We start from the raw sequence: 14,513 nt of genomic DNA, 5'->3' as shown, positions 1-14,513 counted from the left end.
TCGGCAGTCGGCAGCGGGGTAGGACGTCGCTCCGGGCGGCGACCGTTCACCCCACCTGGTCGGGGTGAGACGTCGCTCAGCCGCAGGGGAGCAGCCCCAGGCCCTGCTTGAGCGCGAGCACCCGGCCCACTGCGGCCTCCACCTTGGCGGCGAAGGCGCGGTCGGCGGCATACCGGGTCGTGAGGGCCGACGCCATCACGGGGGCGGTCGCGCCGGAGGCGGTGAGCACGATGTCGCCGCCGGCGTCGACGAAGCGCGTGGCCCGCTCGCCGACCGGCACCGCTGACACCGCGCGGGCGGCGCCGACGTCGTCGGTGATCACGACGCCCTTCCAGCCGAGCCGTCCGCGCAGCAGGTCGGTGATGATCGGACGCGAGAAGACGGCCTGCGACTGCGCGTCGATGCGGGGATAGCGTGCGCTCGAGACCATGACCATCCCCGCGCCCGCTCGCATGCCGCTGACGAACGGCTGGAGGTAGGCGTCGGTCACGGTCGTCGTCTCGTCGGTGATGCCGGTGCTCGAGGTGTCGGTGTTGGCGACGATCCGGCCGATGCCGGGGAAGTGCTTGACCGTGGCGACGACCCCGCTGGAGCGCAGCCCGCTCGTGAAGGCGGCGACCGCGCGAGCGACGACGGCGGGGTCCGAGCCGAACTGCCGGTCGTAGCGCCCGATCGGCCCGTTGCCGCGGCCGAGCGACGCGGGCACCGTGTCGGAGACGGGGGCGAGGTCGACGTTGACCCCGGCCGCCAGCATCTCGCGCCCGGCCAGGGCGCCCACGGCCGTGATCTCGCCCGTCGACCGGGTGCCCGTGGACAGGGCCGAGGCCAGGGTCGAGAAGCCCGTTCCCTTGAGCTGCTGCACCTGCCCGCCCTCCTGGTCGGCGGCCACGAGCAGTCGCACGTCTCCGGTGCCCTGCGGCCCCGTCGCGTCCTGCAGGTGCGCCGAGGTGGCGTCGACCGTCTGCGCCCCGATCCAGCCACCGAGGTAGATCACGCCACCGAGGTGCTCACGGGTGATCACCGTGTCGAGCCCCGACGGCGCCGCTGACGGCTGGATGCCGACCATGAGCAGCTGGCCGACCCGCTGCGCGACGGTGAGCCGCTGCTGCACCCGAGCGGCGCAGGTGCCGGTCGACGTGGGCGTCGTGGGCGTCGTGGGCGACGTGGGCGACGTGGGCGACGAGGGCGACGAGGGGGACGTGCTCGGGGCCGCCGAGGTGGTGGGGCTCGCTCCGGTCGTGGGGGTCTCGGTCGTGCTCGCGGGCGCCGAGGTCGTCGGGGTGCCCACGGCCGTCGGCCCCGCCGCCTGCTCCGGCGGCGCGGCGCACGCGCCCACGACGGCGAGCACGGCAGCCCCGAGCGCCAGGCGGGCGAGGGTGCGCGAGGGGGGAGTCCGCATGGCCCGACGCTAACCGGCAGGGCTACCCGTGACAAGACGAGCGCGGACGGCCGGGCCACGGCATACGGTGGGGCGATGGGTCGTGTCGTCGTCGTCGGGTCGCTCAACATCGATCTCGTCATCCGCGTCGAGCGCATGCCGTCGCCCGGTGAGACCGTGCTCGGTGAGGACCTGCGGCGACTGGCGGGGGGCAAGGGGGCCAACCAGGCCGTCGCCGCAGCCGAAGCGGGCGCCGAGGTCGTGATGCTCGGGTGCATCGGGGGTGACGAGGCTGGTCAGGCCTACGCGCGCCGGCTCGTGGCGCGCGGCATCCGGCCGGCGTTGACCGTGGTCGACGACGAGACTACGGGCCACGCGATCGTCACGGTCGACGGGGGCGGCGAGAACGCCATCGTCGTCGTGCCCGGCGCCAACGGCCACCTGGGCGTCGACCAGCTCGGGCCGCTCGACGACGTCGGTCCGGGCGACGTCGTGCTGCTGCAGCTGGAGGTGCCGCTGCCGACGGTCGTCGAGGCCGCCCGCCGGGCCCACGCGCGCGGGGCGCGGGTGGTGCTCAACGCCGCCCCGTATGCCGCCCTGCCGGGTGACGTCGTCGCCCTCGCCGACCCGCTCGTCGTCAACGAGTCGGAGGCCGCGATGCTGGCCGACGGCGAGGGCCTGCCGAGCTCGCTTCTGGTGACCTTCGGGGGCGCCGGGTCGGTCTGGGACGGAGAGCGCGTCTACGCCCCGAGCCTCGAGCGCGTCATCGACACGACCGGCGCCGGAGACGCCTACTGCGGCGCGCTGGCCGCCGCCCTCGCGCGAGGGGCCGGCCGGTCGGAGGCGCTGCAGGCGGCCACCGACGCCGGGACGGTGGCGGTGCAGCGAGTCGGGGCCCAGACCGACCCTGCTCTTCGTTGAAACCGAATAAAACTGTCTAAAAGCGTTTAATATGGACAGGTGCGGCGCACCCGGTGCTGCGCCTCCTGACGAGGGAGCGTGGGCTCACAAGGGGGCGCCATGACGACGTATGCCACGGGCCGGCAGGCAGTCGAGCCGTCCGAGACGCCCCTGAGCGACCGGATCGCCGCTGGATTCGCCGCCCTGCCGAGCGCTGAGCGCGGCACCGAGGCCGCTCCCTACTGGACCACCTCGCTCGACCGGCCGACCGGGTTCACCCCGGTCGACCTCGGCGGCCCCAGCCCGGAGCGCATCGCCCACGGACTCTTCCTCGCGCCCGCCGCGGTGCCCGTCGGGGTGGCGATCGCCTTCACCACGGGACGCTCCGGCTCGGTCACCGTGCTGGCCGCCGTGGGTCTGGCGCTCGGTGCAGCGGTGCTCTACCGTCTCGGTGCCCAGACGATCAGCCGCCGTGGGGTGACCGCCGTCAGTGCGGTGGTGCTCGTCGGCGTGCTGCTCGAGGTCGTGGCCGTTGCCGCATCCGAGACGGCCACCCTCACCGGCGAGCGGGAATCCGGCCCCAGGGGTTTCGGCCTCGCCGTCGTGCGGCGGCTCGGTGACCCGACCCAGACCGGGCGGTTCCTGGGGGCGACCGCGATCCTGCTGCTCGTCGGGCTCGCCGTCACCGCAGGCATGCTGCTCTGGCTCAGTGCCGACGGTCTGGACGGGCGCGAGGACGACGAGGCCGACGACGTCGATACCGACGGTGACCACGACGCGAAGGAACAGGCCCATGCCACTGACGACTGCCACCTCCTGGCGGCGCTGCGTCTGCTGCGCGCCACGTCTCGGGCCGACCGGGCTGGCTGGCCCGGCCTCAGGACGGACGAACCAGCACGGCATACGGCTGACCGGCCAGCCGGGTGAGCACCAGGGTGCCCTCCTCGTCGCCGCGCAGCCGCAGCTGGCGCCGGACGGCGTCCGGCTCGAGTGAGACCCCGCGCTTCTTGATCGTCAGGCGCCCGATCCGGTGGTCGCGCAGCAGTGCTCGCACGGCCTTGAGGTTCCACGGCAGGGTTTCGATCACCGCGTAGCGATGGGCCCACGGCACCTCGACGACGGTGTCTCCGGTGACGTAGCCGACGCCCGCGTCGAGCTCCTGCCCGTCGACGAGGTGCGCCAGCGCCCCGGTGAGCCCGGCGCGGATGACGGCACGGTCGGGCTCGTAGAGCCAGGCCCCCAGGCCGGATCCGGTGCCCAGACCCGGCCCGGCGCGCAGCGGAGGGGGCGCACCGACGGCGTCGACCTCACCCAGCGAGACGGGGGCGACCCCGGGGCGGCAGATCAGGGCGGTGCGGCCGACGTTGCGCACCAATGGTCCCCACCACACGGCGCACTCGAGCACCTCGCCCGCCCACGAGGTCCACTGGGCCTCGGTGCCGTCGGGGACGGCGTGGTGGGCGAACGACGGTGACAGCTTGACCCCGGTCGCCGGCACCTGAGCGGCGAGCTCCTGCACCTGCGACCACGATGGCGAGATCGCCTCGAGGCTGAAGACCCTGCGTGAGCGGCCCTGCGCGTCGGCGGCACCCCGGGTGCGTCGGGCCGGGTCGAGCCAGAGCCCGGTATCGGTCAGCGCAGAGCCGCTGGGGAGCGCGACGTCCTCGACCCGGCCGTGCACGACCGTGGCGTCGGGCCAGTGGCGCAGGTTGACGCCGGCCACGACCGCGGTGACGTCGTCGCTCTCGATCGCGCGCACGCCGAGGTCGAGCCCGGCGAAGCCCATGGCGTCAGCGCCGATGCCGCACCCGAGGTCGTGCACCGTGCCGATGCCGGCACCGAGGTAGCGCGAGGCGTGGTGCGCGGCGACCTCGAGGCGGGTCGCCTGCTCGAGCCCGTCGGGGGTGAACAGCATCTCCGAGGCGAACTCGCCGAGCTTGTCGGTCGCCTTGGCCCGCAGTCGCGACTGGGTCAGCGCGGCAGCGACGAGCTCGGGTGCGAAGCCCGCGTCGCGCAGGCGCGTCTGGAGCGCGAGCTCGGTCGAGGCGTCGTACGGAGGGAGCGACTGCAGCAGCCCCCACCCCTCGCCGCCGACGAGCAGGCTGATCGAGGCGAGGTCCATCCGCCCATCCTCCCGTATGCCGTGCCCCGCCGAACCCAGTCGACGCAGCGTCCACGCACTCGGGCTCGTGGATCTCCTTGAGTCACGTCCGTCGACGCAGCGTCGAGTCGGGTCAGGTCAGGTCGTGCCGGTCAGCGGTGGCCGGCGACGGCGTGCGGGAGGTAGCCCGCCGACAGCTCCTGCAGCTCGTCGTCGCTCAGCTCGAGGTCGACCGCGGCGACGGCGTCGGCCAGGTGCTCCGGCTTCGTGACCCCGACGATGGGCGACGTGACGGCCGGCTGGGCCATCACCCAGGCCAGCGCGACCTGGGCCGGTGAGACGCCCCGGCGCTGCGCCACCTCGAGCACCGTGGCCACGACGTCGGCGTCCTCGTCGCGGTAGAGCGACCCACCGAACTCGTCGGTCTCGGTGCGGGACGTCTGCGTGTCCCACGCCCGGGTGAGGCGGCCGCGGGCGAGGGGGCTCCACGGGATGACACCGACGCCCTGGTCGAGGCACAGCGGCAGCATCTCGCGCTCCTCCTCGCGATAGATCAGGTTGTAGTGGTCCTGCATCGAGACGAAGCTGGTCCACCCGTTGACCTCGGCGACGTGCTGGGCCTTGGCGAACTGCCACGCATACATCGACGACGCCCCGATGTAGCGCGCCTTGCCGGAGACGACGACGTCGTGCAGCGCCTCCATCGTCTCCTCGATCGGGGTCTCAGGATCCCACCGGTGGATCTGGTAAAGATCGACGTAGTCGGTGCCCAGGCGGGTGAGCGACTGCTCGACCTCGTGCAGGATCGCGACCCGCGACAGCCCGGCACCGTTGGGGCCCGGGCGCATCCGGCCGTGCACCTTGGTCGCGATGACCACGTCCTCGCGCGGTGCGAAGTCGGCCAGCGCGCGCCCGGTGAACTCCTCCGACGAGCCACCGGAGTAGACGTTGGCCGTGTCGAAGGTGGTCACCCCGGCGTCGAGGGCGGCCTTGATGGTGTCGCGGGCAAAGGTCTCGTCCTTCACCCAGGGGTGGCCACCGCGGGCCGGGTCGCCCCAGCTCATGCACCCGACTGTGACGGCCGAGACCTTCAGGCCGGTGGCGCCGAGGTTGACGTAGCGCATCAGCTGCCTGCCGTCGCGGCGGCCTGACCGAGCGCCTCGAACTCGTCGTCGGTCAGCTCGATCGACGCGGCGGCGGTGTTGCTCTCGAGGTGGTCGATGCTCTTGGTGCCGGGGATCGGCAGCACGACGGGCGAGCGCCGCAGCAGCCACGCGAGGGCCAGTTGCGACGGGGTGGCGTCGTGGGCACGGGCCGCCTCGGCGAGCGGCCCGTCCTGCTTCGACAGCGCGCCGGTGGCGAGCGGGAACCACGGGATGAAGGCGATGCCCTGCTGGGTGCAGTGGTCGAGCAGCTCCTCGGAGGAGCGGTCGGTGAGGTTGTAGAGGTTCTGCACCGAGACGATGGTCGCGACCTCCTGGGCCTGCTTCAGCTCGGCGACGCTGACCTGCGACAGGCCGATGTGGCGGATCTTGCCCTCGTCCTGGAGGGCCCTCAGCTCGCCGACCTGGTCGGCCATCGGCACCTCGGGGTCGATCCGGTGCAGCTGGAGCAGGTCGATCCGCTCGAGGCCCAGACGGCGCAGGCCGAGCTCGACCTGCTGGCGCAGGTACGCGGGTCGGCCGACCGGGGTCCAGATGCCCGGGCCCTGCCGGGTCAGCCCGACCTTGGTCGCGATGACGACGTCGTCGGAGTAGGGGTGCAGGGCCTCGCGAAGCAGGTCGTCCGCGACCTCGGGGCCGTAGGCGTCGGCGGTGTCGAAGAGCGTGACGCCGATCTCGACGGCCCGGCGCAGCACGGCGACCGCGCCGTCGTGGTCGGCCGCAGGCCCCCAGACGCCCTCGCCCGGCAGCTGCATGGTGCCGTAGCCGAGGCGGACGACGGGCAGGTCGCCGCCGAGCGAGAAGGTGCCCGACGGGGCGGCGAGGTTCGTGGTGGTCGTGCTCATGGGTGGCTCCTTCGATCGTGGTCCCGGGGGCGGTCGTCACCCGGGTAGGTCCTCGTGCGTCAAGTCCCAGCGCCTCTCGGCTGTTCCCCGCGCCGCTCCTGAGGGCCGCTCGCCACGCTCGATCTGGCACTCGACTTGACCGAGTGCTAACTCGGCTCCTAGATTTGGGCTAGTTGGCACTCTCCCTGTGGCAGTGCTAATCAGCTCGATGGGTCGACCCCCGCGACGGCGACCCCCGAGCACCAGCCATCCATCCGTTTTCGACATTCCCGAAGGGGAGGTCAGCATCGTGTCGGTTTCCATCAAGCCGCTCGAGGACCGCATCGTGGTCAAGTCGCTCGAGGCCGAGCAGACGACCGCGTCCGGCCTCGTGATCCCGGACACCGCCAAGGAGAAGCCCCAGGAGGGCGAGGTCCTGGCAGTCGGCCCCGGTCGCATCGACGACAAGGGTCAGCGCGTTCCGCTCGACATCACCGTGGGCGACCGCGTGATCTACAGCAAGTACGGCGGCACCGAGATCAAGCACGGTGGCGAGGAGTACCTCATCCTCTCCGCCCGCGACGTCCTCGCCGTCGTCGCCTGACGATCGCCCTGGGCTCCGCCCACCGCACCACCTTCGTATGCCGGGTGCTCGCCTCTCGGCGCGCACCCGGCATACGTGTCTCACCCGTTACCCGCGTGCCGGCGTGCCCCGGCACTCCCGCACCGCACGAAACATGAAGAGGGACATCCATGGCCAAGACGCTGGAGTTCGACGACTCCGCCCGCAAGTCGCTGGAGCGCGGCGTTGACGCGCTCGCCAACGCGGTCAAGGTGACGCTCGGCCCGAAGGGTCGCAACGTCGTCATCGACAAGAAGTGGGGCGCTCCCACGATCACCAACGACGGTGTCACCATCGCCCGCGAGATCGAGCTCGAGGACCCGTACGAGAACCTCGGCGCGCAGCTCGCCAAGGAGGTCGCCACCAAGACGAACGACGTCGCCGGAGACGGCACGACGACCGCGACCGTGCTCGCCCAGGCGATGGTCAAGGAAGGCCTGCGCAACGTCGCGGCCGGAGCGGCCCCCTCGGCCCTCAAGCGCGGTATCGACAAGGCCGTCCAGGCTGTCAACGACCGCCTGCTCGAGAACGCCCGTGAGGTCGACGGTACTGCCGAGGTCGCGGCGGTCGCCTCGCTCTCGGCCCAGGACGAGACCATCGGCAAGCTCATCGCCGAGGCCTTCGACAAGGTCGGCAAGGACGGCGTGATCTCGGTCGAGGAGAGCTCCTCCACGGTCACCGAGCTCGAGTTCACCGAGGGCATGCAGTTCGACAAGGGCTACATCTCGGCCTACTTCGTCTCTGACCCCGAGCGCATGGAAGCCGTGCTCGAGGACTGCTACATCCTGATCAACCAGGGCAAGATCTCGTCGATCTCCGACGTGCTGCCGGTCCTCGAGAAGGTCGTGCAGTCGGGCAAGCCGCTGCTCATCGTGGCGGAGGACGTCGACGGCGAGGCCCTCTCGACCCTCGTGGTCAACAAGATCAAGGGCACCTTCAACGTCGCGGCCGTCAAGGCTCCCGGCTTCGGTGACCGCCGCAAGGCCATGCTGCAGGACCTCGCCATCCTCACCGGTGGCCAGGTCATCGCCGAGGAGGTCGGGCTCAAGCTCGACCAGGCCGGGCTCGAGTCCCTCGGACAGGCCCGCCGCGTCGTCGTGACCAAGGACAACACCACGGTCATCGAGGGCTCCGGCGACAAGGCCGAGGTCGACGCCCGCGTCGGCCAGATCAAGGCCGAGATCGAGCGCACCGACTCCGACTGGGACCGCGAGAAGCTCCAGGAGCGGCTCGCCAAGCTCGCCGGTGGCGTCTGCGTCATCAAGGTCGGCGCGCACACCGAGGTCGAGCTGAAGGAGAAGAAGCACCGCATCGAGGACGCCATCTCAGCGACCCGCGCGGCCATCGAGGAGGGCATCGTCGGTGGTGGCGGTTCCGCCCTCATCCACGCGGTCTCCGCGATCGACGCCCTCGAGCTCGAGGGTGACGAGGCGACCGGTGCCTCCATCGTGCGCAAGGCCGCGGTCGAGCCGCTGCGCTGGATCGCCGAGAACGCCGGTGTCCAGGGCTACGTGGTCACCTCCAAGGTGGCCGAGCTGACGCCGGGTCACGGCTACAACGCCGCGACCGGCGAGTACGGCGACCTGATCAAGGCCGGCGTCATCGACCCGGTCAAGGTCACCCGATCGGCACTGCGCAACGCCGCGTCGATCGCCTCGATGATCCTCACGACCGACACCCTGGTCGTCGAGAAGCAGGAGGACGCGCCGGAGCCGTCAGGCGCCGGCGGCCACGGCCACGGGCACGGTCACTGACCGGTCGGTAGCACCCAGCAGAACCCGCAGCACCCTCACCACGACGGCCCCATCCGGATCTCCGGGTGGGGCCGTCGCGGTGCGGGCGAACGGGGCGAGAAGGGGCCGTGCCCGCCGCTGAGCAGCAGACGGCCGACGCGGCCCCTTCCCACGGTGCCCTGCATCACCCGACCTGCGTGCAGCTCGCCGGTCGGGGGGACCCCTCACCCCCGGTCCAAGAGGGTGCGAGCCTGCTCCCCGCAGGGCGGGGGAGCGCCGCGCGTCGTCGTCGTGGAGCGTGACGGCGACGGCGGGGTCGGGGCTACGGGACGGGTCCCGGAGCGGTCAGCAGGTGGTCAGGACGCGGCGGCCACCCGGTCGGACCCCACGTAGATCTCCTCGCGGTCGTCCTGGGTGAGGCCACCCCAGACGCCGTAGGGCTCCTTGACGCGCAGGGCGTGCTCGCGGCACATCGAGAGCACCGGGCAGGAGTCGCAGACGGCCTTGGCGGCGCTGTCGCGGTCGCGGCGAGCAGGCCCGCGCTCGCCCTCGGGGTGGAAGAAGACCTCGGGGTTGACGCGGCGGCAGGAACCGTCGAGCTGCCAGTCCCACAGGTCGGCGACCGGGCCGGGTAGTCGGGAGATCTCAGCCATGGGTGTGCCCTTCGAGGTCTTCGGCCGTGCGCCCGAGGCGTGGTCGGCGTGAGCGGTGCCGGGGGGTGGACGACGCTGACCGCCCCCCCGGCTGGGCCGCCCCGGTGAGAGGACGGCCGATGGGATGACGCTAACGAGCAGATCCTCCGGCGCTGGTCGGGTGCAGGTAAGGATTTGACCAAGAAATGAGCCGGGAACCACTCAGGTTGCCCGTGGGAAGCTGCGGCGGACGACGTACGAGGGGGTGTCGGTGCGGCTCTAGAATCGGGCCATGACTATCGGCGCGTCTGACGTCCCCGCCCCGTTCGCCACGCTCGGGCTGACCTACGACGACGTGCTGCTCCTGCCCGGCGAGACCGACGTCATCCCGAGCGAGGTCGACACGACCAGCCGCCTGACCCGCGAGATCTCGCTGCGCATCCCGCTGGTGTCGTCGGCGATGGACACCGTCACCGAGTCGCAGATGGCGATCGCGATGGCCCGTCAGGGTGGCATCGGGGTGCTGCACCGCAACCTCTCGATCCAGGACCAGGCCTACCAGGTCGACCTCGTCAAGCGCACCCAGACCGGCATGATCTCCAACCCCGTGACGATCGGGGCCGACGCGACCCTCGAAGACCTCGACACCGTCTGCGGGCAGTACCGCGTGTCGGGTCTGCCCGTGGTCGACGGCGACAACCGGCTGCTCGGCATCATCACCAACCGCGACCTGCGCTTCACGCCCGTCGCGGAGTGGGCGACGACCAAGGTCGACGAGGTGATGACGCACATGCCGCTGATCACCGCCCCCGTCGGCACCAGCCGCGAGGACGCCACCGCCCTGCTGCGTCAGCACAAGCGCGAGCGGCTGCCGATCGTGGACGAGCAGGGGCGCCTCGCGGGCCTGATCACGGTCAAGGACTTCGTCAAGAGCGAGCAGTTCCCCCTGGCCAGCAACGACGGACACGGGCGTCTGCTCGTGGCGGCCGCGATCGGCTACTTCGGCGACGCGTGGGAGCGGGCCACGACGCTGGTCGAGGCCGGGGTCGACGTGCTCGTGCCCGACGTGGCCAATGGTCACGCCCGCCTGATGCTCGAGATGATCAGCCGGCTGAAGTCCGACCCGGCCACCCGCCACGTGCAGGTGCTCGGCGGCAACGTCGCCACGCGCGAGGGTGCGCAGGCGCTGGTCGACGCGGGGGCCGACGGGGTCAAGGTCGGCGTGGGCCCGGGCTCGATCTGCACCACCCGCGTCGTCGCGGGCGTGGGGGTGCCGCAGGTGACGGCCATCTACGACGCGTCACTGGCCACCAAGCCGGCCGGCGTGCCCCTGGTCGGTGACGGGGGGCTGCAGTACTCCGGCGACATCGCCAAGGCCCTTGTCGCCGGCGCCGACACCGTGATGCTCGGGTCGCTGCTGGCCGGCTGCGAGGAGTCGCCGGGCGAGCTGGTCTTCGTGAACGGCAAGCAGTTCAAGACCTACCGAGGTATGGGGTCGCTGGGCGCCATGGCCTCGCGGGGCAAGAAGTCGTTCTCCAAGGACCGCTACTTCCAGGCCGACGTCGAGAGTGACGACAAGATCGTGCCCGAGGGCATCGAGGGACAGGTCGCCTTCCGCGGCTCGCTGTCGGCGGTCGCCCACCAGCTCATCGGTGGGCTGCACCAGTCGATGTTCTACGTCGGTGCCCGCACCGTGCCCGAGCTGCAGCAGAAGGGCCGGTTCGTGCGCATCACCGCGGCCGGGCTCAAGGAGAGCCACCCCCACGACGTGCAGATGACGGTCGAGGCGCCGAACTACGGCTCGCGCCGCTGAGCGGGCCGCCCGCACCGGCGCCGGTGGGCCTCGAGCGGGCGCTGGCGCTCTTCGCCGTCCCCGTGGGCGACCGGGTGGCAGTGCGCGCCGCCGACGACGCCGTACGTCGTGACGCCGCCCTCGCGGCCTGGGTCGCGCAGGCGGCTGCCGCGCTCGTCGCGGCGATGGGCAACCCGTCGCCCGGCCCGTCCCTGCCGCCCCGCCCGCTCCATCTCCCGGGGGTGGCTGCCTACCTCCCGGTCGTGGCCTTCGTCCGGGTGCTGCCCGAGCTGTTGGCGGAGCACAAGCGGCGGGGAGTCACGCCCCAGGTCACCGCCGACACGCTGGCCGACGTCGGGCGGATGCTCGTGCGCAATCGGGCGTGGTGCGGTGAGGTGGGGCTCGGGGACGAGCTCACCAGCTGGCTGACGCGTCACGGGCACGGGGCGATCGTGCAGCTCGGGCGGCTGCAGTTCGAGCGGCGACGTCTCGTACCGGGGCCGGGCCTCGAGCTGCGACAGGCCGGGTTCCCCTGTGGGCCGGGTGATCTCGTGCTCGACCTGCACATCCCGGGTAATAGTGGACGCCTGCTGCCCGGAAGCGTCGACGCGTCGCTCGCGGCGGCGCGCACCTTCTTCCGCAAGCGCTACGGCGAGGAGCGGTATGCCGCCCTGGTCTGCCACTCGTGGCTGCTCGACCCCCAGCTCGTGGCGATGCTGCCCCCGTCGTCCAACCTGGTGGCATTCCAGTCGCGCTTCACCCTCGGGGGCGAGCCGGGAGACGGTGACCGGTCGGTGCGCCGGTTCCTCTGGGACGACGCGGCGACCCCATGGGCGCAGCTGCCCCGTGACTCGACCCTGCGACGCGCCGTCCTCGACCTGTGGGCCGGTGGCGGGCACTGGCACGAGCGCGGCGGCTGGCTCCCCTGGCGCTGACGCCGGGGGCGTCCGCGTCCCGGCGGGCAAGAGCCCACCCCGACGCGGACGCAAGGGTGGCACCCGCGGGCCGATAGCCTGTGCTCGTGACTGAGATCGAGATCGGGCGCGGCAAGCGCGGACGCCGGGCGTATTCCTTCGACGACATCGCCGTCGTCCCGAGCCGCCGCACCCGCGACCCCGAGGAGGTCTCGGTGGGCTGGCAGATCGACGCCTACCACTTCGACATCCCCGTCATGGGCGCCCCGATGGACTCCGTGATGTCGCCGGCGACCGCCATCGAGCTCGGCCGGCTCGGTGGGCTGCCGGTGCTCGACCTCGAGGGCCTGTGGACCCGCTACGACGACCCCGAGCCCTACCTCGCCGAGATCGCTCGGCTCGACCCCGCGACCGCCACCGCGCGGATGCAGGAGATCTACGCCGAGGAGATCAAGCCCGACCTGATCACGCAGCGGCTCCAGCAGCTGCGACAGGCGGGCATCACCGTCGCCGGTGCCCTGTCACCCCAGCGCACGCAGCAACACTGGAAGTCGGTCGTCGACGGTGGCTGCGACCTCTTCGTCATCCGCGGCACCACGGTCAGCGCGGAGCACGTCTCCGGCCGCGCGGAGCCCCTCAACCTCAAGCGCTTCATCTACGAGCTCGACGTGCCGGTGATCGTCGGGGGTGCGGCGGGCTACACCGCAGCGCTGCACCTGATGCGCACGGGTGCGGCCGGCGTGCTCGTCGGCTTCGGCGGCGGCGCGGCGCACACGACCCGCCAGACCCTCGGCATCCACGCCCCGATGGCCTCGGCCGTCGCCGACGTGGCGGCGGCCCGGCGCGACTACCTCGACGAGTCGGGGGGCCGCTACGTGCACGTCATCGCCGACGGAGGGGTCGGCAGCTCGGGCGACATCGTCAAGGCCGTCGCCTGTGGCGCCGACGCCGTCATGCTCGGCGCCGCCCTCGCCCGCGCGTCCGAGGCTCCCGGGAGCGGATTCCACTGGGGCCCGGAGGCGCACCACGGCCTGTTGCCGCGCGGCGAGCGCATCGAGATGAGCACCCAGGGCACGCTCGAGGAGATCCTCTTCGGCCCGAGCCACCTCGCCGACGGCACGACCAACATCATCGGGGCACTGCGCCGGGCGATGGCGACGACGGGCTACTCCGACGTCAAGGAGTTCCAGCGGGTCGAGGTCGTCGTCGCACCGTACGAACGCGCCTGACCCCACCCGGCGCAACGAGCGGACGTCAGTCGCGCCCGTAGATGTCGCGGGTGTAGACCTTCTCGGCCACGTCGGCGAGGTCGTCGGTGTGGCGGTTGGCGACGATGACGTCGCTGATGCGCTTGAACTCGTCGAAGTCGCGGACGACCCGCGAGTGGTAGAAGTCCTCGTCGTCGAGGGCCGGCTCGTAGACGACGACCTCGACGCCCTTGGACTTGATGCGCTTCATGATCCCCTGGATCGAGCTCGACCTGAAGTTGTCCGACCCCGACTTCATCACGAGGCGATACATCCCCACGACCTGCGGCTCCCGGCGCAGGATGTCGGTGGCGACGAAGTCCTTGCGGGTCGTGTTGGAGTCGACGATGGCGTGGATGAGGTTCTGCGGGACCTGGTCGAAGTTGGCCAGCAGCTGCTTGGTGTCCTTCGGCAGGCAGTAGCCGCCGTAGCCGAAGGACGGGTTGTTGTAGTGCGACCCGATCCTCGGGTCGAGACCGACCCCCTCGATGATGGAGCGGGTGTCGAGGCCGTGCATCGCGGCATACGTGTCGAGCTCGTTGAAGTAGGCGACCCGCATGGCGAGGTAGGTGTTGGCGAAGAGCTTGATCGCCTCGGCCTCGGTGGGGTCGGTCAGCAGCACGGGCACGTCGTCGTCGAGGGCACCCTCGACCAGCAGGTCGGCGAAGAGCTTCGCCGCGGCGGCGTCGCCACCGACGACGACCCGGCTGGGGTGCAGGTTGTCGTGCAGCGCCCGGCCCTCGCGCAGGAACTCGGGGGAGAAGAGCAGCGTCAGGCCGGGGTGGGTCTCCATGCGCGAGCGGGTGAACCCGACGGGGATCGTCGACTTGACCACGACGGTGGCCTGCGGGGCGATGCGCGCGACGGCGTCGATGGTCTCGTCGACCGACGAGGTGTCGAAGAAGTTGCGGTCGACGTCGTAGTCGGTCGGGGTGGCGACCACGACGACGTCGGCGCCGGCGCAGGCCTCGTCGCGGTCGGTCGTGGCCCGCAGGTCGAGCTCGTGGTTGGCCAGGTAGTCCTCGAGCTCGGGGTCGACGATGGGGGAGCGCCGCTCGTTGACCAGGGCCACGCGGCCGGCGTCGATGTCGAAGGCGACGACCTCGTGGTGGGCGGCGAGCAGGACGGCGTTGGACAGGCCCACGTAGCCGAGCCCCGCGACAGCGATCTTCATACGGGCATCCTAGGGGATACCGACAATTCGCCC

Annotated in this window: 13 protein-coding genes; 7 read left to right on the top strand and 6 right to left on the bottom strand. The window is 71.7% G+C overall.

The features are described from left to right. Positions 1–76 precede the first annotated feature (76 nt). The gene (locus V3N99_05515) at positions 77–1,399 is read right to left on the bottom strand and encodes a glycoside hydrolase family 3 N-terminal domain-containing protein (protein MEO3936204.1); all 1,323 of its coding nucleotides are present in this window, start codon (positions 1,397–1,399) and stop codon (positions 77–79) included. A 75-nt stretch (positions 1,400–1,474) separates the two neighbouring features. Between V3N99_05515 and V3N99_05510 the strand changes: the two genes are divergently transcribed. After that, a complete protein-coding gene (locus V3N99_05510) occupies positions 1,475–2,299 on the top strand; it encodes a PfkB family carbohydrate kinase (protein MEO3936203.1) in 825 nt (274 codons plus the stop codon). Between the two features lie 99 nt (positions 2,300–2,398). Next, positions 2,399–3,205 carry a hypothetical protein gene (locus V3N99_05505; GenBank protein MEO3936202.1) on the top strand — a complete coding sequence of 269 codons (807 nt, stop codon included), beginning with the start codon at positions 2,399–2,401 and terminating at the stop codon, positions 3,203–3,205. Here the strand turns inward: V3N99_05505 and V3N99_05500 are convergent. From V3N99_05500 to V3N99_05490, 3 genes are all read right to left on the bottom strand, one after another. Then, positions 3,156–4,400 (bottom strand): class I SAM-dependent methyltransferase, encoded by a 1,245-nt coding sequence (locus V3N99_05500; protein ID MEO3936201.1) that lies wholly within the window; start codon positions 4,398–4,400, stop codon positions 3,156–3,158. The two genes, V3N99_05505 and V3N99_05500, sit on opposite strands and share 50 nt — an antisense overlap. A 131-nt stretch (positions 4,401–4,531) precedes the next feature. Then, positions 4,532–5,503 (bottom strand): aldo/keto reductase, encoded by a 972-nt coding sequence (locus V3N99_05495; protein MEO3936200.1) that lies wholly within the window; start codon positions 5,501–5,503, stop codon positions 4,532–4,534. Further along, on the bottom strand, positions 5,503–6,387 hold the full coding sequence (locus V3N99_05490; protein MEO3936199.1) for an aldo/keto reductase: 885 nt from the start codon (positions 6,385–6,387) through the stop codon (positions 5,503–5,505). The genes V3N99_05495 and V3N99_05490 overlap by 1 nt, the downstream gene beginning before the upstream one ends. A 289-nt stretch (positions 6,388–6,676) precedes the next feature. Here V3N99_05490 and groES point away from each other — a divergent pair, with 289 nt between their 5' ends. Then, a complete protein-coding gene (gene groES / locus V3N99_05485; GenBank protein MEO3936198.1) occupies positions 6,677–6,970 on the top strand; it encodes a co-chaperone GroES in 294 nt (97 codons plus the stop codon). Between the two features lie 149 nt (positions 6,971–7,119). Next, the gene (groL, locus tag V3N99_05480) at positions 7,120–8,742 is read left to right on the top strand and encodes a chaperonin GroEL (GenBank protein MEO3936197.1); all 1,623 of its coding nucleotides are present in this window, start codon (positions 7,120–7,122) and stop codon (positions 8,740–8,742) included. A gap of 335 nt (positions 8,743–9,077) precedes the next feature. Here groL and V3N99_05475 read toward each other — a convergent pair whose 3' ends face one another. Next, positions 9,078–9,374 carry a WhiB family transcriptional regulator gene (locus tag V3N99_05475; GenBank protein ID MEO3936196.1) on the bottom strand — a complete coding sequence of 99 codons (297 nt, stop codon included), beginning with the start codon at positions 9,372–9,374 and terminating at the stop codon, positions 9,078–9,080. 271 nt (positions 9,375–9,645) lie between these two features. Here V3N99_05475 and guaB point away from each other — a divergent pair, with 271 nt between their 5' ends. From guaB to V3N99_05460, 3 genes are all read left to right on the top strand, one after another. Then, entirely contained in the window at positions 9,646–11,166 is a 1,521-nt protein-coding gene (gene guaB / locus V3N99_05470) for an IMP dehydrogenase (protein MEO3936195.1), read from the top strand. Positions 11,167–11,189: 23 nt separating this feature from the next. Further along, entirely contained in the window at positions 11,190–12,080 is an 891-nt protein-coding gene (locus tag V3N99_05465; protein MEO3936194.1) for an acyltransferase domain-containing protein, read from the top strand. Between the two features lie 86 nt (positions 12,081–12,166). Further along, positions 12,167–13,288, top strand: coding sequence for a GuaB3 family IMP dehydrogenase-related protein (locus tag V3N99_05460; GenBank protein MEO3936193.1), 1,122 nt, complete (start codon positions 12,167–12,169; stop codon positions 13,286–13,288). Positions 13,289–13,313: 25 nt separating this feature from the next. Here the strand turns inward: V3N99_05460 and V3N99_05455 are convergent, their stop codons facing one another. After that, on the bottom strand, positions 13,314–14,480 hold the full coding sequence (locus V3N99_05455; protein ID MEO3936192.1) for a nucleotide sugar dehydrogenase: 1,167 nt from the start codon (positions 14,478–14,480) through the stop codon (positions 13,314–13,316). Positions 14,481–14,513 lie beyond the last annotated feature (33 nt).

This window comes from Dermatophilaceae bacterium Soc4.6, assembly GCA_039889245.1.
GTDB lineage: Bacteria > Actinomycetota > Actinomycetes > Actinomycetales > Dermatophilaceae > Lapillicoccus.
The sequence above is the reverse complement of the archived record's forward strand: the minus strand, read 5'-3'. Positions and strand labels throughout refer to the sequence as shown.